The 20,655-nt window shown below is 59.6% G+C and carries 18 protein-coding genes; 16 read left to right on the top strand and 2 right to left on the bottom strand.

From position 1 onward, the window contains the following. Position 1 precedes the first annotated feature (1 nt). From algK to E0F99_RS03755, 14 genes are all read left to right on the top strand, one after another. Positions 2–1,393 (top strand): alginate biosynthesis TPR repeat lipoprotein AlgK, encoded by a 1,392-nt coding sequence (algK, locus tag E0F99_RS03690; RefSeq protein WP_083360045.1) that lies wholly within the window; start codon positions 2–4, stop codon positions 1,391–1,393. Next, complete coding sequence (locus tag E0F99_RS03695) at positions 1,390–2,877, top strand: alginate export family protein (protein ID WP_083360046.1); 1,488 nt, start codon at positions 1,390–1,392, stop codon at positions 2,875–2,877. Before algK ends, E0F99_RS03695 begins: the two co-directional genes overlap by 4 nt. Then, complete coding sequence (algG, locus tag E0F99_RS03700; RefSeq protein ID WP_083360047.1) at positions 2,877–4,466, top strand: mannuronan 5-epimerase AlgG; 1,590 nt, start codon at positions 2,877–2,879, stop codon at positions 4,464–4,466. Before E0F99_RS03695 ends, algG begins: the two co-directional genes overlap by 1 nt. A gap of 11 nt (positions 4,467–4,477) precedes the next feature. After that, a complete protein-coding gene (locus E0F99_RS03705) occupies positions 4,478–5,923 on the top strand; it encodes an alginate O-acetyltransferase (RefSeq protein ID WP_083360496.1) in 1,446 nt (481 codons plus the stop codon). A gap of 23 nt (positions 5,924–5,946) precedes the next feature. Then, the gene (locus E0F99_RS03710) at positions 5,947–7,056 is read left to right on the top strand and encodes a mannuronate-specific alginate lyase (protein WP_173667129.1); all 1,110 of its coding nucleotides are present in this window, start codon (positions 5,947–5,949) and stop codon (positions 7,054–7,056) included. A 227-nt stretch (positions 7,057–7,283) separates the two neighbouring features. Continuing rightward, complete coding sequence (locus tag E0F99_RS03715; protein WP_083360049.1) at positions 7,284–8,816, top strand: MBOAT family O-acyltransferase; 1,533 nt, start codon at positions 7,284–7,286, stop codon at positions 8,814–8,816. Positions 8,817–8,827: 11 nt separating this feature from the next. After that, positions 8,828–10,012, top strand: coding sequence for an alginate O-acetyltransferase (locus tag E0F99_RS03720; RefSeq protein ID WP_083360050.1), 1,185 nt, complete (start codon positions 8,828–8,830; stop codon positions 10,010–10,012). 16 nt (positions 10,013–10,028) lie between these two features. Next, positions 10,029–10,685: an alginate O-acetyltransferase AlgF gene (locus E0F99_RS03725; protein ID WP_083360051.1), complete on the top strand. Its 657-nt coding sequence runs from the start codon at positions 10,029–10,031 to the stop codon at positions 10,683–10,685. Between the two features lie 90 nt (positions 10,686–10,775). Beyond that, positions 10,776–12,227 (top strand): mannose-1-phosphate guanylyltransferase/mannose-6-phosphate isomerase, encoded by a 1,452-nt coding sequence (locus tag E0F99_RS03730; RefSeq protein ID WP_083360052.1) that lies wholly within the window; start codon positions 10,776–10,778, stop codon positions 12,225–12,227. A gap of 352 nt (positions 12,228–12,579) precedes the next feature. After that, positions 12,580–12,855 carry a DUF3077 domain-containing protein gene (locus E0F99_RS03735; RefSeq protein ID WP_083360053.1) on the top strand — a complete coding sequence of 92 codons (276 nt, stop codon included), beginning with the start codon at positions 12,580–12,582 and terminating at the stop codon, positions 12,853–12,855. A 178-nt stretch (positions 12,856–13,033) separates the two neighbouring features. Next, positions 13,034–13,498, top strand: coding sequence for a multidrug transporter (locus E0F99_RS03740; protein WP_083360054.1), 465 nt, complete (start codon positions 13,034–13,036; stop codon positions 13,496–13,498). A 14-nt stretch (positions 13,499–13,512) separates the two neighbouring features. Continuing rightward, complete coding sequence (locus E0F99_RS03745; RefSeq protein ID WP_083360055.1) at positions 13,513–14,325, top strand: SDR family oxidoreductase; 813 nt, start codon at positions 13,513–13,515, stop codon at positions 14,323–14,325. Between the two features lie 91 nt (positions 14,326–14,416). Continuing rightward, positions 14,417–15,772, top strand: a complete 1,356-nt coding sequence (locus E0F99_RS03750) for an AAA family ATPase (protein ID WP_083360056.1) — start codon at positions 14,417–14,419, stop codon at positions 15,770–15,772. Next, positions 15,765–16,394 (top strand): HNH endonuclease family protein, encoded by a 630-nt coding sequence (locus E0F99_RS03755; RefSeq protein WP_083360057.1) that lies wholly within the window; start codon positions 15,765–15,767, stop codon positions 16,392–16,394. Before E0F99_RS03750 ends, E0F99_RS03755 begins: the two co-directional genes overlap by 8 nt. 2 nt (positions 16,395–16,396) lie before the next feature. On the opposite strand, the gene E0F99_RS03760 is transcribed toward E0F99_RS03755, so the two are convergent. Beyond that, positions 16,397–17,254, bottom strand: a complete 858-nt coding sequence (locus tag E0F99_RS03760; RefSeq protein WP_083360058.1) for a LysR family transcriptional regulator — start codon at positions 17,252–17,254, stop codon at positions 16,397–16,399. A gap of 111 nt (positions 17,255–17,365) precedes the next feature. Between E0F99_RS03760 and E0F99_RS03765 the strand changes: the two genes are divergently transcribed. Next, entirely contained in the window at positions 17,366–18,556 is a 1,191-nt protein-coding gene (locus E0F99_RS03765) for an MFS transporter (protein ID WP_083360059.1), read from the top strand. After that, positions 18,553–18,954: a DUF4440 domain-containing protein gene (locus E0F99_RS03770; RefSeq protein WP_083360060.1), complete on the top strand. Its 402-nt coding sequence runs from the start codon at positions 18,553–18,555 to the stop codon at positions 18,952–18,954. Before E0F99_RS03765 ends, E0F99_RS03770 begins: the two co-directional genes overlap by 4 nt. Before the next feature lie 831 nt (positions 18,955–19,785). Here E0F99_RS03770 and E0F99_RS03775 read toward each other — a convergent pair. After that, the gene (locus E0F99_RS03775) at positions 19,786–20,646 is read right to left on the bottom strand and encodes an efflux RND transporter periplasmic adaptor subunit (RefSeq protein WP_083360061.1); all 861 of its coding nucleotides are present in this window, start codon (positions 20,644–20,646) and stop codon (positions 19,786–19,788) included. Between the last annotated feature and the right edge of the window lie 9 nt (positions 20,647–20,655).

Raw genomic sequence — 20,655 nt, forward strand, 5'->3', positions numbered from 1 at the left:
CATGAGCGCCCTTCGAACCCTGCCGGTGCCCCTGGCGCTGGCCATCGCCCTCGCCGGTTGCGCCGGCCTGCCCGACCAACGCCTGGCCAATGAAGCGCTCAAGCGTGGCGACACCGTCACCGCGCAGCAGAATTACCAGCAACTGGCAGACCTGGGCTACAGCGAGGCCCAGGTGGGCCTGGCCGACATCCAGGTAGGCACCCGCGATCCGGCGCAAATCAAACAGGCCGAAGCCACCTACCGTGCAGCGGCGGATACCTCACCGCGCGCCCAGGCCCGCCTGGGTCGTCTGTTGGTGGCCAAGCCCGGCGCCACCGAAGCCGAGCAACACGAGGCCGAAGGCCTGCTGAAAAAAGCCTTTGCCAATGGCGAAGGCAACACCCTGATCCCGCTGGCCATGCTCTACCTGCAATACCCGCACAGCTTTCCCAACGTGAACGCCCAGCAGCAGATCAGCCAGTGGCAAGCGGCCGGTTATCCGCAAGCAGGTCTGGCCCAGGTGCTGCTGTACCGCACCCAAGACACCTACGACCAGCACTTGGATGATGTGGAGCGCATCTGCAAGGCCGCGCTGAACACCACCGACATCTGCTACGTCGAGCTGGCCACGGTCTACCAGAAAAAAGCCGCGCCGGAAAAACAGGCCCAACTGCTCAAGCAGATGGAAGCAGGCGTAAGCCGTGGCACCGTCACCGCCCAGCGTGTTGATAGCGTTGCGCGTGTGTTGGGCGATGCGACCCTCGGTAAAACCGACGAGAAAACCGCGCAAGCGCTGCTGGAAAAAATCGCCCCCGGTTACCCCGCGTCCTGGGTCAGCCTGGCGCAACTGCTCTACGACTTCCCCGAACTGGGTGACGTCGACCAGATGATGAAGTACCTGGACAACGGCCGCGCCGCCGACCAGCCGCGCGCCGAGCTGTTGCTGGGCAAGCTCTACTACGAAGGCAAGTGGGTGCCGGCGGACGCCCAGGCGGCCGAAGCGCATTTCGAAAAAGCCGTGGGCAAGGAAGTGGCTGCCGATTACTACCTCGGCCAGATCTACCGTCGCGGCTACCTGGGTAAGGTCTACTCGCAAAAAGCCCTCGACCACTTGCTGACCGCTGCGCGCAACGGCCAGAACAGCGCCGACTTCGCTATCGCGCAATTGTTTTCCCAAGGCAAGGGCACCCAGCCCAACCCATTAAACGCCTATGTCTTCAGCCAGTTGGCTAAAGCCCAGGACACGCCAGAGGCCAATGACTTGGCCACGCAGCTCGAAGCCCCGCTCACCCCAGAGCAACGCGCCGAAGGTCAACGCCTGGTGCAACAGGAGCTGGCGACACGCGGCACCCTGGCCCAGAGCACGCTGCAACTGCACGCCCTGCAAGAAGAAGACGGCGAGGAATCCCTATGAAGCTCAACCCATTCGTCAAGGCCGGCATCGGCCTAACCTTCGCCCTGCTGTGGTCGTGCCCGACCCTGGCCGCATTGACCGAAGCCAAGAACTTCGGCCTGGAAGTCAAAGCCACGGCGCAGTCCGAAGATGACCGCGACCTCGGCACGCAAAAAGGCGGCGACGTCAACGGCATCGGCCTCGACCTGCGCCCGTGGGTGTACGGCGAAAGCGGCGCGTGGAGCGCCTACGCCATGGGCCAGGCGGTCGTGTCGAGCGACATCATCGAGACCGACCCTCTGCAACAATCGGCCGATGACGAAAATCAGCAAACCACCAACAACGACCGCAAGTCCAAGAAAAACTACCTGGCCATGCGTGAGTTCTGGGTCGGCTACAGCGGTTTCACACCTTACCCGGGCGAGCTGCTCAAGCTGGGTCGCCAACGCCTGCGCAATGACGACGGCCAATGGCGCGACACCAATATCGAAGCGCTGAACTGGACCTTCGACACCACCCTGCTCAAGGCCAATGTCGGCGTTGCCGAACGCTTCAGCGAATACCGCACCGACCTCAAGGAGCTGTCGCCCAAGGACAAGGACCGCCAGCACCTCTACGCCGACGCCGCCTACCAGTGGACGCCCGGCCAGTGGATCGGCCTGCGCGCCCACCACACCCATGACGACGGCAAGCTCGACTACCCGGAACCGGGCGTGGCCACCGACTCGTTGGACAAACGCGAAAACGGCGACCTGACCTGGCTCGGTATCGAAGCCAACAGCGACGCCTACAACTGGCGCAACACCAACACGGTCAATTACTGGGCCAGCGTCACCGGCATGAGAGGCGACCGCGATTCGGTCAATGCCTTGAACGCCGACGGCACCCGTCCGACAGAGGCCAAGCGCAGCGATGACGTCAGTGGCTGGGCTACCGACCTGGGTATCCGCTTGCGTCTGGACCCTCAATGGCAAGTGGGTGCGGCCTACGCCCGCGCCAGTGCCGAATACGAGCAGAACGGCCTGCAGAGCAACCGTTCGAACTTCACCGGCACCCAGTCCCGCGTGCACCGCTTCGGCGAGGCGTTTCGCGGCGAGATGAACAACATGCAGTCCATGAGCCTGTTCGGTTCCTGGCAACTGCGCGAGGACTACGACGCCAGCCTGGTCTATCACAAGTTCTGGCGCGTCGACGGCAACAAGCCGGTGGGCAGCAACGGCATTGATGCCGTGCAGAACAACACTGATGACGTGACCGGCGCGATCCTGTCCAGCACTTCCCTGCCGCTTGAAGACGGCAAGAAAGACCTGGGCCAGGAGATGGACCTGGTGGTCACCAAGTACTTCAAGAAAGGCCTGCTGCCGGCCGCGCTCAGCCAGTCGATCGACGAACCGTCGGCCCTGGTGCGCTTGCGTGCCGGTGTATTCAAGCCGGGTGACGCCTATGGCAGCGGAGTCGATTCGTACATGCACCGCGCCTTTGTCGACGTGATCTGGAAATTCTGATGGGAGCCTGCGCGATGAACCCTCAAGCCCTCAAAGGCTCGGTCAGCCTGCTGGTCGCAGCCATGCTGCTGGCCAGCACTTCGGCCTTTGCCGACGGTGCGGCGGTGAAGGCGCCGACCATCGCCAAAGAACTGCAACAGGCCAAGACCTACACCATCTCCAGCCCGCCAACCGCGCCACTGGAAATGGCCAAGCCAGACCTGCCGGACCTGTCGGGCTATACCGCCGCCGCGATGGAAAAAAAGATCGTCAGAACCACGCCGGGCAAAATCAGCATCCGCCGCATGATGCAGGAAGATGCGCTCAAGGACTTTATCGGCGGCGACAACAAGATGGCCGAATGGGTGGTGCGCCAACACGGCATTCCCCAGGCGATCTTTGTCGACGACGGCTACATGAACCTCAAAGACCTGCTCGGCAAAGTGCCCAAGCAGTACCTCAGCGAAACCTCGCCGGGTGTGTTTTTGGCCAAGCTGCCGATCGTGGTCGGGCGCAAAGGCATCTTGGAAATCGACAAGAACACCCAAGAGCTGCGCCTGTCCCAACAAGCCGGTGCGTTCCTGATCAACGACGGCCAGTTGTTTGTGCGTGACACCAAAATCACCGGTTGGAATGAAAAGGCGAATGGCCCGGCGCTGTTTCAGTCGCCCAAGGAATTCCGCCCGTTCCTGCTGGCTTGGGGCGGCACCGAAACCTACGTCGCCAACAGCAAAATGGCCAGCTTCGGCTACGCCAACAGTAAGTCGTACGGGGTGAGTATTTCCCAGTACACGCCGAACATGGCCAAGGTGCTCAAGCGCCCTGAGCCGACTGGTTGGATTATCGATTCCGAATTCTCGGACATGTGGTACGGCTTCTACTGCTACGAAACCACCGGTTTTGTACTCAAGGGCAACACCTACAAAGACAACATCGTCTACGGCATTGACCCGCACGACCGTTCCCACGGCCTGATCATCGCCGACAACACCGTCTACGGCACCAAGAAGAAGCACGGCATCATCATTTCCCGGGAAGTGAACGACAGCTTCATCTTCAACAACCGCAGCTACGACAACAAGCTCTCGGGCTTGGTGATCGACCGTAACAGCGTGAACAACCTGGTCGCCGACAACGAGATTTACCGCAACCACACCGACGGCATCACGCTCTATGAGAGCGGCGACAACCTGCTGTGGGGCAACAAAGTGATCGCCAACCGTCGCCACGGCATTCGCATCCGTAACAGCGTGAACATTCGCCTGTACGAAAACACCTCAATGGCCAACGGCCTGACCGGCGTGTACGGCCACATCAAGGATTTGACCGACACCGACCGCGACATCGCCCTCGACCCATTCGACGCCAAGGTCTCGCTGATCGTGGTCGGCGGTGAGCTGGCCGGTAACGGCAGCGGGCCGCTGTCGATCGACTCGCCATTGAGTGTCGAGCTGTATCGCGTGTCGATGCTGGCGCCGACCAAATCCAGCGGCATCAGCTTCAACGGCGTGCTGGGTGATCGGCAGGAAGAAATTCTCGACCTGTTGGTACGCCAACAGAAAGCCGTGCTGATCGACCCTGTCGAACGCCAGACCGAAATGCAGGACTGAGGATGACCCTTATGCACCCACACATGATCAAACTGCTGAGCCTCTCGGGTCTGACCCTCGGCCTGCTGGCGGCCAGCCAAGGCGTACGCGCCGACGAAATCAAAGCCCCGACCTTCACCGCCGAACCGTGCTGCAGCCTGTGCCCGGCGGCCCATGACGCGAAGAACTACACCACGCGTTATCAGCAGAACTTCACCACCCTGGTGCAAGCCCAGGGCGATTGGCTGTTCCGTACCCAGGAAGACCTGCGTACCGAATTCGACACCAGCCCTGCCGGCTACAAACGCATGCAACAGCTGCACGATGCGTTCAAGGCCAAAGGCGTAGAGCTCGTGGTGGTGTACCAGCCGACCCGTGGCTTGGTGAACCGCAACAAGCTCAACCCCATCGATAAAGCCAAATTCGATTTCGACAAGGCACTGGGCAACTACAAAGCCATGCTCGGCCGTTTCGCCAAGATGGGTTATGTGGTGCCGGATTTGTCGCCGCTCACCAACGAGCAACTGCCGGATGAATTGCCGGCCCACGATTTCTACTTCCGCGGAGACCAACACTGGACCCCATACGGTGCCCAGCGCACGGCGAAAATCGTCGGTGCCAAAGTGCGTGCAATGCCAGAGTTTGCCGATATTCCCAAGCGCGAATTCGAGACCAAGCGCTCGGGCCGCATGGGCAAAACCGGCACCCTGCACAACATGGCCGGGCAACTCTGCGGTACCAGCTACGCGATCCAGTACATGGACCAGTTCACCACCGAGCCCAAGGGCGAAGCCGGTGACGGCGACCTGTTCGGCGATTCGGGTAACCCGCAAATCACCCTGGTCGGCACCAGCCACAGCGGCAAGAACTACAACTTCGCCGGCTTCCTCGAACAGGAAATCGGTGCCGACATCCTCAACGTCGCCTTCCCTGGCGGTGGCCTGGAAGGCTCGATGATCCAGTACTTGGGCAGCGACGATTTCCAGAAAAACCCGCCCAAGATTTTAATCTGGGAGTTCTCGCCGCTGTATCGCCTCGACCAAGAGACCATCTACCGCCAGATGATGGCGCTGCTCGATAACGGCTGCGAAGGCAAGACCGCGCAGATGAGTGCCAGCACGACGCTGAAACCCGGCAAGAACGAATTACTGGTCAACAGTTCGAACAAAGACCTGCGCAACGCCAACCATCAAGTTGATATCCGCTTCGCCGACCCGTCGGTGAAAAACCTGCAAGCCACCCTCTGGTACATGAACGGGCGCCACGAGGACATCAAGATCGAGAAACCCGAAACATCTGATACAGACGGGCGTTTCGCCTTTGAACTGCGCACCGATGACGACTGGGCCTCGCAGAACTTGCTGGCCGTGGAAGTGCAGGGCCCAGAAAAGGGTGCTGCCGCGCAGAAAGTCGACGCGAAAATTTGCACACGCAACGTATTCACCGCCGGCGGTCAACAGACTGCTTCGATGCCGTGAATAAGCGCGCAATGAGGTTAGCTATGCAGAACATATTGATTCCATCGTTGCTGGGCTTGGCGATCTTCGCTGGCGCAGCCAACGCCGCCGCGCCACTGCGTCCACCCCAGGGGTATTTCGCCCCGGTGGAAGCGTTCAAGACCGGCGATTTCAAAAATGACTGCGACGCCATGCCGGCGCCGTACACCGGCTCGCTGCAATTTCGCAGCAAGTACGAAGGGTCGGACAAGGCCCGGGCCACCCTGAATGTGCAATCTGAAAAAGCCTTTCGCGACAGCACCGCCGACATCACCAAGCTGGAAAAAGACACCAGCAAGCGCGTGATGCAGTTCATGCGCGACGGTCGCCCGCAACAGTTGGAATGTACGTTGAACTGGCTTACGAGCTGGGCCAAGGCGGATGCGTTGATGTCCAAGGACTTCAACCACACCGGTAAGTCCATGCGCAAGTGGGCGCTGGGCAGCATGGCGTCGGCCTATGTACGCCTGAAGTTCTCCGACTCGCACCCGCTGGCCAACCACCAGCAGGAATCGCAGCTGATCGAAGCCTGGTTCAGCAAAATGGCCGATCAGGTCGTCAGCGATTGGGACAACCTGCCGCTGGAAAAAACCAACAACCACTCCTACTGGGCCGCGTGGTCGGTGATGGCGACGTCCGTCGCCGTCAACCGTCGCGACCTGTTTGATTGGGCGGTGAAGGAATACAAGGTCGGCGCCAACCAGGTCGATGACCAGGGCTTTTTGCCGAATGAATTGAAGCGTCAGCAACGGGCTTTGTCGTACCACAACTACGCACTCCCGCCGCTGTCGATGATCGCCAGTTTTGCCTTGGTCAACGGCGTGGACTTGCGCCAGGAAAACAACGGCGCGTTGAAACGCCTGGGCGACAAAGTGCTGGCCGGGGTGAAAGACCCGGAGATCTTCGCGCAGAAGAACGGCAAAGAGCAGGACATGAAGGACCTCAAGGAGGACATGAAATTTGCCTGGCTTGAGCCCTTCTGCACCCTCTACACCTGCGCCCCGGATGTGCTCGAGCGCAAGCACGGGATGCAGCCGTTCAAGACCTTCCGGCTCGGCGGTGACCTGACCAAGGTCTACGACCCGACGCATGAAAAAGGCAACAAAGGTTCCTGAAAAAACAACTGACGAAACTGGGTCCCAGTGTGGGAGCGGGCTTGCTCGCGAAGGCGGAGTGTCAGTCAACACATCCGTTACAGAACCACCGCTTTCGCGAGCAAGCCCGCTCCCACAGTTTGAGCCGGTTTCGTCAGTAGGAATGTAGTACCGCCCTCCCGCGAAATCGTGGGGGGTTTGGGGGGGCCGTTGGCCCTTGACTGTCTGTTAAACATGGAGAGATCGGGATGGTTTTCTCGTCCAATGTGTTCCTGTTTCTGTTCTTGCCGATCTTCCTCGGCTTGTACTACTTGAGCGGGCAACGCTATCGCAACCTGCTGCTGCTGATTGCCAGCTATGTGTTCTACGCCTGGTGGCGAGTGGACTTCCTGGCGCTGTTCGCCGCCGTCACGCTGTGGAATTACTGGATCGGCCTCAAGGTCGGTGCGGCCGGCGTGCGCACCAAGCCGGCTCAACGCTGGCTACTGTTGGGCGTGGCGGTCGACCTGTGCATTCTCGGCTACTTCAAATACGCCAACTTCGGTGTCGACAGCATCAACGTGATGATGAAGTCCGCGGGCCTGGAGCCGTTCATTCTCACCCACGTGCTGTTGCCGATCGGGATCTCGTTCTACATCTTCGAGTCCATCAGCTACATCATCGACGTGTACCGCGGCGACACCCCGGCGACCCGCAACCTCATCGACTTTGCGGCGTTCGTGGCGATCTTCCCGCACTTGATTGCCGGCCCCGTGTTGCGCTTTCGCGACCTGGCCGACCAGTTCAACAACCGCACACACACCCTCGACAAGTTCTCCGAGGGCTGCACGCGGTTCATGCAGGGTTTCATCAAGAAAGTCTTCATCGCCGACACCCTGGCGGTGGTGGCCGACCATTGCTTCGCCCTGCAAAACCCCACCACCGGCGACGCCTGGCTCGGCGCGCTGGCCTACACCGCACAGCTGTACTTCGACTTCTCCGGCTACAGCGACATGGCCATTGGTTTGGGCTTGATGATGGGTTTCCGCTTTATGGAAAACTTCAAACAGCCGTACATCAGCCAGTCGATCACCGAGTTCTGGCGCCGCTGGCACATCAGCCTGTCGACCTGGCTGCGCGATTACCTGTACATCACCCTGGGCGGCAACCGTAAAGGCACGCTGACCACCTACCGCAACCTGTTCCTGACCATGCTGCTCGGTGGCCTGTGGCACGGTGCGAACATCACCTACATCGTGTGGGGCGCCTGGCACGGTATGTGGTTGGCGATTGAAAAAGCCATCGGGCTCAACACCGCGCCGCGCAGCTTTAACGTGGTGCGCTGGGCCTTCACCTTCCTGCTGGTGGTGATGGGCTGGGTGATCTTCCGCTCGGAGAACCTGCACGTCGCCGGCCGTATGTACGGCGCGATGTTCAGCTTTGGCGAGTGGTCACTGTCGGAACTCAACCGCGCCAACCTCAACGGCCTGCAAGTGGCAACCCTGGTGGTGGCCTACGCAACGCTGGCGTTCTTTGGCCTGCGCGATTTCTACACCAACCGCCCTGCCGAGAAAGCCAAGCCAGCCGACCCGAGCCTGATCAAGGCCGTGCCGGGTGACAACCCGAGCAGCATCCACCAGCCAGGTTTCACCGTCGGCCAGGACGCCGCCGTGCAACCGGCCTACTGGACCGATGACTGGCCACGCTACGCCATGCGCGCTGCGGTGCTGCTGCTGTTTGTGGCATCGATCCTGAAACTGTCGGCGCAGAGTTTCTCGCCGTTCCTTTACTTCCAATTCTGAGGGAGCCGACCATGACCCGTTCATTCCGCGTCCTCTATATCGCGCTGTTCCTGCTAGTGCTGCTGGCCCTGGGCGCCTGGTCGATGCGCAGCTTCTTCGGCTTCAGCACCAACGCCGACGCGACCGTGCTCAACGGCCGCTGGACCAAGGCCGTCGAGACGCACTACGACGACCAGTTTCCGATCAAGCGTATCGGCACCAACCTGTGGGCTGCGCTGGACTACAAGCTGTTCAACGAAGGCCGTCCTGGCGTGGTGCTGGGCCGCGATCACTGGCTGTACAGCGACGAGGAGTTCAACCCCACCGTCAATGAAGACCAGAACCTTGAGGGTAATTACGCGCTGGTCGAAGGCGTACGCCAGAAACTCAAAGCCCAAGGTATTCAGTTGGTCATGGCGATTGTGCCGGCCAAGGTGCGCTTGTACCCCGAACACCTGGGTGAAGTGAAACCGGCGAGCATCCACGCCAACCTGTACCAGGACTTCCACGCCCGTGTCGCCGCCGACAAGATCATCGCCCCGGACCTGCTTGGGCCCCTGCAACAGGCCAAGCTGGGCGGCCAGCAAGTGTTTCTGCGCACCGACACTCACTGGACGCCGGACGGCGCCGAAATTGCTGCCAAGCAATTGGCCAAGGTGATTAGCGAAAAGACCCCACTCAGCGGCGAGCCACAGCGCTTTGTGACCGAGGCCGAAAAGACCGAACCGCACAAAGGCGACCTGCGTCTATTCCTGCCGCTGGACCCGCTGTTTGAAAACCTGATGCCGCCCAAAGAGCCGCTGCAAAAACGCGTGACGCATTTGGTTGAAAACAAAGGCGACGACGCGCTGTTCAGCGACAGCGAAACCCCAGTGGCACTGGTCGGCACCAGCTACAGCGCCAACCCCAACTGGAACTTCGTCGGCGCGCTCAAGCAAGCCTTGCACAGCGACGTCATCAACTACTCAGAAGACGGCCACGGCCCGATTCTGCCAATGCTCAGCTACCTGAAAAGCGACGACTTCAAGAACAGCCCGCCACAGGTGCTGATCTGGGAGTTTCCTGAACGTTATCTGCCCGTCAATAACGAAATCGGTGACGCCGACCCACAGTGGGTTGCGCAGCTTAAACAAGCCGGTTCGCGCCAACAGAACATGGCACTGAATACACCCGCTAAACACCAAAAATCCGAGACGCCCGACCGGGCGCAAAACTGAAAGAGAGGTAACTCACATGACTTTCACTACAACTCCTCGTCGTCTCGCCAAGACTCTGGCCCTGGCTGCCGGCATGAGCATCGTATCGATGTCCGCCTTCGCCGGGGGTGATGCCGCGCTCTACGGCCCAACCGCGCCAAAAGGCTCGAGCTTCGTACGCGTCTACAACGCGTCAAACCAAGAAGTGAGCGCCACCGTCGGCGCGACCAACCTGAGCGACGTTGCGCCGCTGGCCAGCAGTGACTTCAGCTTTATGCCCGGCGGCGACTACAGCGCCAAGGTCGGCAGCCAGACCGTGCCGGTCAAACTCGCCGCCGACCACTATTACACCCTGGTCAACAGCGGCAGCGGCCAGCCACAACTGATCGAAGAACCGCCGTTCAAGAACAAGCAGAAATCCCTGGTACGCGTGCAGAACCTCAGCGACAAGGCCCTGACCCTTAAAACCGCCGACGGCAAGACCGACGTGGTCAAGTCGGTGGCTGCCAAAGGCCGTGGCGAGCGCGAAATCAACCCGGTGAAGGTGAGCCTGGCGTTGTATGACGGTGACAAGAAAGTCGGCGATGTGAAGCCGGTTGCGTTGGAACGTGGTGAAGCGGCGGTGCTGTATGTGACCGGTTCTGGTTCGAGCATTTCGCCAGTCTGGGTCAAGCGCCCAGTGTCGACCCGCTGATTAGCTTTTGAAATTGACGCTCCCCCTGTAGGAGTCGGGCTTGCCCGCTCCCACAGGCTCTGACCCAAATCGATTCAAGGAGAAACATTCATGATCCCAGTAATCCTTTCCGGTGGTAGCGGCTCACGTCTTTGGCCGCTTTCCCGTAAACAGTTCCCGAAGCAATTCCTGGCCCTGACCGGTGAGCACACGCTGTTCCAGCAAACCCTGGAACGCCTGGTGTTCGAAGGCATGGACTCCCCTATCGTGGTCTGCAACAAAGACCACCGTTTCATCGTCAATGAGCAACTGAGCACACGTAAGCTTGAGTGCCAGCGCATCCTGATGGAACCGTTCGGGCGCAACACCGCACCGGCCGTGGCCCTGACGGCGATGATGCTGGTCAACGAAGGCCGCGACGAACTGATGCTGGTGCTGCCGGCCGACCACGTGCTCGACGACCAGAAAGCCCTGCAACGCGCCCTGGCCCTGGCCACCGTGGCGGCCGAGCGTGGCGAGATGGTGCTGTTCGGCGTGCCAGCGACCCGTCCGGAAACCGGTTATGGCTACATCAAGTCCGCCAACGATTCGCTGCTCCCCGAAGGCGTGAGCCGCGTACAGCAGTTCGTGGAAAAGCCCGATGAAAAACGCGCTGTCGAGTTCGTCAAAAGCGGCGGTTACTTCTGGAACAGCGGCATGTTCCTGTTCCGTGCCAGCCGCTTCCTCGAAGAGCTGAAAAAGCACGATCCGGACATCTACGACACCTGCCTGCTGACCCTGGAACGCAGCGAGCAGACCGCCGACACCGTGACCTTCGACGAAGCTACTTTCGCCTGCTGCCCAGACAACTCCATCGACTACGCCGTGATGGAAAAAACCCAGCGCGCCTGCGTGGTGCCGCTGAGTGCCGGCTGGAGCGACGTGGGTTGCTGGGCCTCGCTGTGGGCGGTCAACGACAAAGACGCCAACGGCAACGTCAGCAAAGGCGACGTGGTGATCCAGGACAGCCGCAACTGCATGATCCACGGCAACGGCAAGCTGGTCTCGGTGATCGGCCTGGACAACATCGTGGTGGTGGAAACCAAGGACGCGATGATGATTGCCCACAAGGACAAGGTCCAAGGCGTCAAGCAGATGGTCAGCACCCTCAACGACCAGGGCCGCAGCGAAACCCAGAACCACTGCGAAGTCTATCGCCCATGGGGTTCCTACGACTCGGTGGACATGGGCGGGCGGTTCCAGGTCAAGCACATCTCGGTAAAACCGGGCGCGTGCCTGTCACTGCAAATGCACCACCACCGCGCCGAACACTGGATCGTGGTCAGCGGCACCGCCGAAGTCACCTGTGACGAGAACGTGTTCCTGCTCTGCGAGAACCAGTCCACCTACATCCCGATCGCCTCGGTGCACCGCCTGCGCAACCCGGGCAAGATCCCGTTGGAGATCATCGAAGTGCAATCGGGCAGCTACTTGGGCGAAGACGATATCGAGCGTTTCGAAGATATCTACGGGCGCTCCACGCCGATTGAACGTGGCGTGTCGGTGAAAACTATCGCGCAGTAAAACAGTCGTAAAAGAAGCCCTCACCCAGCCCATTGCGTCCCCTATCCGCAGTGGGCTGGGTGGGGGCTTTTTGTGTGGGCGTTGTGGTGACTGCGATGGCGTCCGAAAGCACAACCGCCAGCATTGACCCCTGCCCCCTTCCTGCCTATCCTCGCGCCTGTCACGACTCATTCGTGATGAGGTTTGACGGCCTCCGATACTCATAGGACCAAGCACAGCGTTATGGCGACTGTGCGTGGGGCGCTTTCGAGCGCGCCGGGTTCCTATGACCGGTCCGTCAACCTGCGCACAGTTGCCACCCATTCGTTTGACGGCGAAGCGTGGCAACTCCGATTTTCATAGGAGTTTTACCATGTCCAAACAAACCACCCGCCCCACCACCTTCGGCCCCAGCGACCGCAGTGAAGCCCCCCTTTTTTGCGTACAACCCGGCATTCCCATCGAACATGCACTGGAACATGCCAGTTATGTTTTGGGCACCGCGCGCGTGCTCACCCTGGCGGCTCAAGACTTATGCACCGAACACCAGAGCTACCTGAATTGGGCCAGCCTGCAATTGGCTGAAACAGGACTGGCTTTGGTTGAGGCCTCCATCGAGGGCTTGCAGGCAGACTCTTCTACTCAGTAAGTAAGTCTTCGCAGGCAAGCCTGCTCCCACAGGGGAATGCATTCCAAGGGTGTACCCGGTCCAACTGTGGGAGCGGGCTTGCTCGCGAAGGCGTCCGCCGGGCCAACACACCTCTCACGCTACCCAATCCCACCTACGCTTAAGTTAGGATGCTCGTTCCCTATTCGAGGTGGTCTCCATGTTCTTCGGCGTTCTCCTGATCATCACCTGGCTGATCCTGCTGCTGCGCTACCCCGCCAAGGCCTTGCCGGTATCGCTGGCCGCCGCCGTCGGCCTGGGTTTTGTGGCGATCTGGGTAGTGTGGCTGGACAGCCGCGAAGCCTCACAACTGTCGCGTCTGGAACTGCGCATAACCTATGCACCGCAGGAATGCCCGGCCGACCGCCCCTTGAAACTGGTGCTGATCAACGGCAACGACGTGCCTCTGACCGAGCTGCGCTGGCGGCTCGCCGCGTATGCGCCGGGCGACACCGTGAACCTGGCCGACAACGTCTATGCGGCCCCACGTTATCGCGGCCCCGGCGAACTGCAGGCCGGCGCTACCTGGGAAGATTGCCTGCCCACCCCGCCCCTGCGCCCCGGCTACCGCCCGCAAACCCTGGAATTTCGCGCCGAGCACCTGCAAAGCAGCTTCTCGGACTGACAAAGGATTGATCCATGCCCAACGTACTCATCACCGGTTGCTCCAGTGGCATTGGCCGCGCCCTGGCTGACGCGTTTAAATCTGCCGGCTTCGACGTCTGGGCCAGTGCCCGCCGCGAGTCAGATGTCGCCGCCCTTGCGGCAGCCGGCTTCAACACGGTGCAACTGGACGTCAACGACAGTGCGGCGCTGCAGCGCCTGGCCGAACAGCTCGGCGAACTGGACGTGTTGATCAACAATGCCGGCTACGGCGCCATGGGCCCGCTGCTCGACGGCGGCACCGAGGCAATGCAGCGCCAGTTCGAGACCAATGTGTTTTCCATCGTCGGCGTCACCCAGGCGCTGTTTGCGGCGCTGCGGCGCCGCAAAGGCCTGGTGGTGAATATCGGCAGCGTTTCCGGGGTGCTGGTCACGCCGTTTGCCGGGGCTTATTGCGCGTCGAAAGCGGCGGTGCACGCGTTGAGCGATGCCTTGCGCATGGAGCTGGCACCGTTTGGTGTGCGGGTATTGGAAGTACAGCCGGGGGCCATCGATACGCGCTTCGCGAAAAACGCCGGAGCCCAGGCTGAGCTGTTGATCAACGAAAAATCGCCCTGGTGGCCGTTGCGCGAAGGCATTCGCGCGCGCTCCCAAGCCTCGCAGAACAACCCGACCTCAGCCGAGCAATTCGCGGCGCAGGTATTGAAGGCAGTGCAACAGCCAACGCCGCCAAGGCTGCTACGGGCGGGCAATGGCAGCCGGGCGTTGCCGTTGATGGCGGCCTTGTTGCCCAAGGCGTTGCTGGAGAAGGTGTTGAAGAAACGCTTTGGGCTGAGCGGTGTGTTGTAAGCAACCGTGAAGCCTACCTGCCAAAACACGAGATGAGTGCCATAATCGCCGCCTGCCTCTTGAAACTGACTGGCCCTACAAGGGTAATGCGATGGAAATCAGAAAAATTCGACTGAACAACGTCGGTCGTTTTACCGACTTGGAAGTCGCCTTTGCGCCTACCGAAAAACATGCGTCGAAGGTGACGGTGTTTGTGGGGAATAATGGGGCGGGGAAGACGACGATTTTGAAGTCGATAGCCACGTCGTTAAGTTGGCTGGTTGGGCGCATTCGCACTGACAATGGCGGTGGCAGTCCCATCCAAGAAGATGTGGTCACTAATGGTGAGCGATTCGCCTCAATAGATGCTGAAGTCAGCGGTATATCTCACCCGTCAGCATCAGCTTCCGCGACCTACTCATGGACACTTGCTCGCACCTTGCGAGGCCACAAAGCAAAGGTAAATAGCTCTCTTACTAAATTAACCGAGCTGGCTGATCTCTATCGCTTTCATATAGGGTTGGTTGACGACAACGGCTCACTTCCACTTGTGGCCTTCTACCCTGTCGAAAGATCCGTCCTTGACGTTCCACTAACAATCCGAAAATCCGAAAAACCATTCGATCAGTTTGATGGATACGAAAACGCTCTAAATGGTGGCGTAGATTTCGGACGCTTTTTTGAATGGTTCCGTGACAGAGAAGATACTGAGAACGAGCTAGGCATATCCTCAGCCGTAATGGAACAGTTGAAAAAAATCTCTAGTTCAGATGAAAAACTGGTATCTGAACTTAAAAACATGCACCTAGCATCACGCGATCCTCAGTTAAATGCTGTGCGGTCCGCCGTCAACAAGTTTATGCCTGACTTTAGCAACCTTAGAGTCCAGAGAAAGCCTAGATTGCACATGGCCATCGACAAGCTAGGCAGTACACTCAGTGTTTCTCAGCTTTCTCAGGGGGAGAAATCACTGATGGCACTTGTCGGCGACATTGCTCGCCGCTTGGCACTTATGAATCCATCATTGAAGAACCCACTTGAAGGAGCGGGTGTCGTCCTAATCGACGAAGTAGACCTCCATCTTCACCCTCAATGGCAGCGCCGTCTGATCCAGCAACTCACTGAAACCTTCCCCAACTGCCAATTCATCCTGACAACGCATTCTCCACTGGTGATCAGCGATACAAAGGATGTTTTGTGCTACGTCCTCGACGACGGTGAACTAGAAGAGCGCACCGGTCTCTACGGTCTAGACGCAAATCAGGTCCTGCGCAGCGTCATGGACACCGATGCACGCAACAGCGAGGTGCAGGACCGCCTAGATCGTCTACTGGATCTGCTGCAAGACAAAAAATTGAAAGAGGCTAAGGCTCTTTTCGAAGAACTTTCAGCAGACCTCCCCCCAGGTCATATTGAGCTAACTAAAGCATCCCTCCTAATTCGCAAGCTGGAACTGCGCAGTGCGTAAGATCACCAAAGGAAATGAACCCGTAGCGCTGACGCAATGGAGACGCGTACACCCGAGGGGACGCTACCCCGAGTTATCGCACATTGAAAGAAACGCCATTCGCCAAGCTTGTATAGAAGAGCAATACGGCCTATGTGCCCACTGCTGCAACGCAATTGCACTGAATAGCGCTCACAACGAGCATGTAGAGGCGCAAAGAGATGCCCAAAACCGCACGGTGGACTTCTCCAACATCGTAGCGAGCTGTAATCGACCTCAACAATGCGGGAACGCGCACGCACATCAGGCATTGCCACTCACCGCACTGATGGATGAATGTGAAACAGAGCTAAAATTTTATCTTTCAGGGCGAGTGGAAGGGTTGAGCCCAAGAGCGATCACGTCTATTCAGGTTCTGAATTTAGGGGATAGCCGCGAGAAAAACCGGGCGCTGTTCAATGATCGGCGAGACATCATCAATGCGCTTCTTTTCAACAGCCGCATGGATGGTTCTGATCTCACTATAGAAAACATTGACCTGCTGACAATTCTTGAGGAAGAACTGCAACAACCGGATGAGAACCGACAACTCAAACCATTCTCTCCGGTCTTGATAAACGTTATTCGCCAAATCAGCGCCTGACCCTACCCCTTCATAAAATCAATAAACGCCCGCACCTTCAGCGGCAAATGCCGCGTATCCGGGTACATCGCATAAATCCCCTGCGGCGCAAAGCGATGGTCGGCCAATAGCCGCACCAGCCGCCCCGCGTCCAAGTCCTCCTGCACCAGCCACTGCGGCAGCACCGCCACGCCGTGACCGCGCACGGCGAACGCCTGAAGCACGGCCGCGCTGTCGGCCACCAGTGCCGTAGGGCCGGTGCGGTATTGATGTTCGCCACCGGCCGGGTCGATCACACTCAGTTCCGTCAAACGGCCATGACCCAGCTTGGGCACCTGTTCCAACGCATCCAGCGTTTGAACCCCGGCAAATTCAGGCGCCGCCACCGCCAATACCTCGAAGGTCGACAACTGCACCGCGCGGTGGTTGGAGTCCAGCAGGCGGCCCAACCGAATCGCCACGTCAAAGCGTTCCGAGATCAAATCGGCGTGGGTGGAGGATGTGGATAAGTGAATATTCAGGTCCGGGTGCAAGCGGCGGAAGGCTTCCACCGCCGGGGCGACCACCGCCAGCGCGTATTCCACGGTGGTGGTGATGCGCAGCGTGCCTTTGAGCTGGGCGTGTTCGGATCGCGCTTCTTCCACGGCCAGGCGGGCTTCTTCGAGCATCCGTGTGCAACGCAGGTAGAAGCGTTCGCCGGCGTCGGTCAGCGCCAGTTGGCGCGTGTTGCGGGTCAGCAGGGTGACGCCCAGTTCCGCTTCCAGGCGCTTGAGGTTGAAGCTGACCACGGCGCGCGTCTGGCCCAGCATATCCGCCGCTGCAGTGAGCGAACCGGCTTCTACTACAGCCTTGAAGGTGTCGAATCGGTCCAGGCTGACCATCGGCCACCCCCTCCTTTGTCAAAATATTTTTGACAAACTAACAGGCAAACCGGCGTATCCCAAACCCTGCAAGCGGCCTACCCTGCCCGCTTCATTTGCAGGATCGCGTTCATGACCTACCGCTCGAAAGTCGCCTGGATCTTTTTACTCGGCTTCGCCCTGGACCTGGTGAACATGTTTGTCGCCACGGTTGCATACCCGGATATTGCCCGCGAGTTGCATGCCTCGGTCACGCAATTGGCCTGGATTAGCAACGCCTACGTGCTCGGGCTGACCGTGATCATTCCCTTGAGTGTGTGGCTGGCGGCGATCCTGGGTGAACGAACGCTGATCGCAGCAAGCCTGCTCTTATTTGCGGGGGCGTCGGTGATGGTGGGCCAGGCAGGTTCAATCGAAGCGCTGATTGGCTGGCGGGCGCTGCAAGGCTTGGGTGGCGGACTGCTGATCCCCGTGGGCCAAGCCCTGGCTTACCGGCACTATCCAGCGGCAGAACGCAGCCAATTGACGGCGCGGGTGATGTCGGTGGCGCTGCTGGTACCGGCGCTGTCGCCAGCCTTGGGCGGGTTGGTTGCCGACAGTGTGTCGTGGCGTTGGATCTTCTATGCCAACCTGCCGCTGGCGTTGCTCACGCTGCTGCTGGCACTGCTGTGGATAAAACCTGACGCGCCAGCAACGGTGCGCCCGAGCTTGGGGCTGGGCAGTATTTTCAAACAGATTCGTAGCCCGATGCTGCGCGTGGCGATGCTGGTCTACCTGTTCATTCCCGGTGTATTTATCGGCACCAGCCTGATCGCTATCCTCTACCTGCGCGGCCTGGGTTACGACGCCACACACACCGGCGCGCTGATGTTGCCGTGGGCGCTGGCGTCGGCGCTGGCGATTTTCCTGAGCAAAAAACTGTTCAACCGCTACGGCCCAAAACCTTTGCTGCTGGCGGGCATGGCGCTGCAATGTGTCGGCATCGTGCTGCTGACAAAACCCGAACCGGCCGTGATTATTCTGGCCTACGCGTTGATGGGCCTGGGCGGCAGCCTGTGCAGCAGCACCGCGCAGACCCTGGCGTTTCTCGACATACCCGCCGAGCGTATGGGCCATGCCAGCGCCCTGTGGAACATCAATCGGCAAGTCAGCTTCTGCCTGGGCGCTGCCGCCCTCAGTGCGTTGTTGTCGGCCTTGGATTCCTTCGCCATAACCTTCACGATGGCCGCAGCCCTGACACTGTTGCCCCTTTTTGCCGTGTTGCGCCTGGATGCGTCCAGGGTACGCACACTGCTTCACCCTGCCAGCGAGTCCCAGCAATGATTGATTACAGCGATTTTTTTGAGGAAGTGATCCAGACCCACGTCGAGATCGAGCAATGGTTTGCCGGCGTTGCGCCAGAAGGCACCCTGGAAACCTTGCTTGCGCGCTTTTCACCCGAATTCAGCATGGTCGCACCCGCCACCGGCACGAGAGTGAATGCAGCCGGGGTTAAAGCGTTGTTCACGCGCCTGGGCGGCATGCGCCCGGGGTTGAAGATCACCTTGAGCGAAATGGCCGGCATTGACCGCCATGCACGCGGCGCGACGGTGACTTACCGCGAACATCAGGTTGACGACAGCGGCACGCAAACCGATCGCCGTGCCACCGTGGTGTTTGAAAAACAGGCCAGCGGTGCGCTGTTGTGGCGCCATTTGCACGAAACCTTCATCAAGGCCTGACGCGGTCAAAAAATGTGGGAGCTGGCTTGCCTGCGATAGCGGTGGGTCAGTTGCACATCCTTCAACTGACAGTCCCCCATCGCAGCATAGGTATCTACACATCTTTTTACGGGTTGGATTCTTTGGTTGTCGCGGGGGCGCGGGGTACATATCCGTTATTTGGGTAACGGCTGCTATGGGTTCCGCTCTTACAGCGGGTCACTTTTGGAAAAGAGCCCGGAATGCCGGCCCAGCCAAAAGTAACCAAAAGGGCTCTTGCCCCACCACTCGGCACCTCGCTCACGCTTCGGTGTGCCCTCACGCAGGCGGTGGGTCAGTCAGCTCATGTGTAACTGACCCACCGCCTTCGCGAGCAAGCCCGCTCCCACAGTTGGATCTCAGTACATCAGACAGAGAGTGTGCTGCTGTACTTTTGCCCTGCTTTTGCTTCTACCACTCAGGTCGGCTACTAGGCCGCCGTGCTGTAGATTTTGATCTTGATCTGACAGGCCCCGTTAACCACGATGGCCGAACGCAGGCTTGAATCCGTGGGTAACCCGGCAGGACGCCGAGTTAGCCGCGATGGGCCAAGGATGGCCCATGGCGGCGGCCCACGGATTCAAGCCTGCGTGCGGGCATGCCGAGCCTAGGCGAGGCACCGAGTGATGGGGCGAGGTCTTTTTGGTTACTTTTTGGTCCTTCAAAAAGTGACCCGCTGTAAGAGCGGAACCCTAAGCAGCCGTTACCGCAGCAACGGATATGTACTCAATCTACCTAAACCATCGCAGGCTAAAAGCAACACAAAAAGTTGCGCAGACACCCATGGCTATCGCAGGCAAGCCACACACACATTCAGTTTTGCGTCGGGTCAACGATGACGGTGCAGGTCATCCCCGCCGCCAGCAGCACGCCTTCGGGCACTTCATCAATATGAATCCGCACCGGCACGCGCTGGGCCAGGCGCACCCAGTTGAAGGTCGGGTTCACATCGGCGATAAGTTCCCGGCTTTCAGGGTTGTCACGGTCGTATATACCGCGCGAGATGCTTTCCACGTGGCCCTTGAGCGTCTCGCCGCTCATCAATTGCATATCGGCCTTATCACCGACTTTGACGTGGGGCAGCTTGGTCTCTTCAAAGAAGCCATACACCCAGAACGAGTTCATATCGACCACGGCCATCTTGGCTTCGCCGATGCGCGCATAGTCGCCGCGGTGCACGTTGAGGTTGGTGACGTAGCCGTCCACCGCTGCCACCACTTGGGTACGCTTGAGGTTGAGTTCGGCCGCTTCCAGCTGCGCCAGCGCATGTTGGTAATCGGCCAGGGCCGAGTCAGCAATGTTGCTGGCGTCGTCGCGGTTTTCCCTGGAGATCACCAACGCGTCGAGGTCCGCGCGGCGGTGGGCATTGACCTTGCGCATCTCCCAGGTGGCTTTGCGCGAGGCGACCAGCGATTGCGCCTGCTTGACCGCGATGCGGTAGTGCTCGGGGTCGATCTGCATCAGCAGGTCGCCCCTTTTCACCAACTGGTTATCACGCACCGGCACGTTGACCACCTCCCCGGTAACGTCGGCGGCGACGTTGATGATATCGGCGCGCACGCGGCCGTCGCGGGTCCACGGCGTCTCCATGTAGTGCACCCACAATGTGCGGCCAATCCAGATCGCCAAAGCCAGTAACAGCAAGGTCGCGAGCAGGCTGAAAAACTTTTTCATCGGGGCATT

Origin of the sequence: Pseudomonas antarctica, assembly GCF_900624995.1 — a bacterium.
Lineage (GTDB): Bacteria > Pseudomonadota > Gammaproteobacteria > Pseudomonadales > Pseudomonadaceae > Aquipseudomonas > Aquipseudomonas antarctica.

Excerpts from the sequence above, each read along its gene's own strand:
- E0F99_RS03740 (WP_083360054.1), top strand. The coding sequence starts at position 13,034 with ATGTTCTTCGGCGTTCTCCTGATCATCACCTGGCTGATCCTGCTGCTG.
- E0F99_RS03725 (WP_083360051.1), top strand. The coding sequence starts at position 10,029 with ATGACTTTCACTACAACTCCTCGTCGTCTCGCCAAGACTCTGGCCCTG.
- E0F99_RS03765 (WP_083360059.1), top strand. The coding sequence starts at position 17,366 with ATGACCTACCGCTCGAAAGTCGCCTGGATCTTTTTACTCGGCTTCGCC.
- E0F99_RS03695 (WP_083360046.1), top strand. The coding sequence starts at position 1,390 with ATGAAGCTCAACCCATTCGTCAAGGCCGGCATCGGCCTAACCTTCGCC.
- E0F99_RS03710 (WP_173667129.1), top strand. The coding sequence starts at position 5,947 with ATGCAGAACATATTGATTCCATCGTTGCTGGGCTTGGCGATCTTCGCT.
- E0F99_RS03745 (WP_083360055.1), top strand. The coding sequence starts at position 13,513 with ATGCCCAACGTACTCATCACCGGTTGCTCCAGTGGCATTGGCCGCGCC.
- E0F99_RS03735 (WP_083360053.1), top strand. The coding sequence starts at position 12,580 with ATGTCCAAACAAACCACCCGCCCCACCACCTTCGGCCCCAGCGACCGC.
- E0F99_RS03750 (WP_083360056.1), top strand. The coding sequence starts at position 14,417 with ATGGAAATCAGAAAAATTCGACTGAACAACGTCGGTCGTTTTACCGAC.
- E0F99_RS03705 (WP_083360496.1), top strand. The coding sequence starts at position 4,478 with ATGCACCCACACATGATCAAACTGCTGAGCCTCTCGGGTCTGACCCTC.
- E0F99_RS03760 (WP_083360058.1), bottom strand. The coding sequence starts at position 17,254 with ATGGTCAGCCTGGACCGATTCGACACCTTCAAGGCTGTAGTAGAAGCC.
- algK (WP_083360045.1), top strand. The coding sequence starts at position 2 with ATGAGCGCCCTTCGAACCCTGCCGGTGCCCCTGGCGCTGGCCATCGCC.
- E0F99_RS03770 (WP_083360060.1), top strand. The coding sequence starts at position 18,553 with ATGATTGATTACAGCGATTTTTTTGAGGAAGTGATCCAGACCCACGTC.
- algG (WP_083360047.1), top strand. The coding sequence starts at position 2,877 with ATGGGAGCCTGCGCGATGAACCCTCAAGCCCTCAAAGGCTCGGTCAGC.
- E0F99_RS03730 (WP_083360052.1), top strand. The coding sequence starts at position 10,776 with ATGATCCCAGTAATCCTTTCCGGTGGTAGCGGCTCACGTCTTTGGCCG.
- E0F99_RS03720 (WP_083360050.1), top strand. The coding sequence starts at position 8,828 with ATGACCCGTTCATTCCGCGTCCTCTATATCGCGCTGTTCCTGCTAGTG.
- E0F99_RS03775 (WP_083360061.1), bottom strand. The coding sequence starts at position 20,646 with ATGAAAAAGTTTTTCAGCCTGCTCGCGACCTTGCTGTTACTGGCTTTG.
- E0F99_RS03715 (WP_083360049.1), top strand. The coding sequence starts at position 7,284 with ATGGTTTTCTCGTCCAATGTGTTCCTGTTTCTGTTCTTGCCGATCTTC.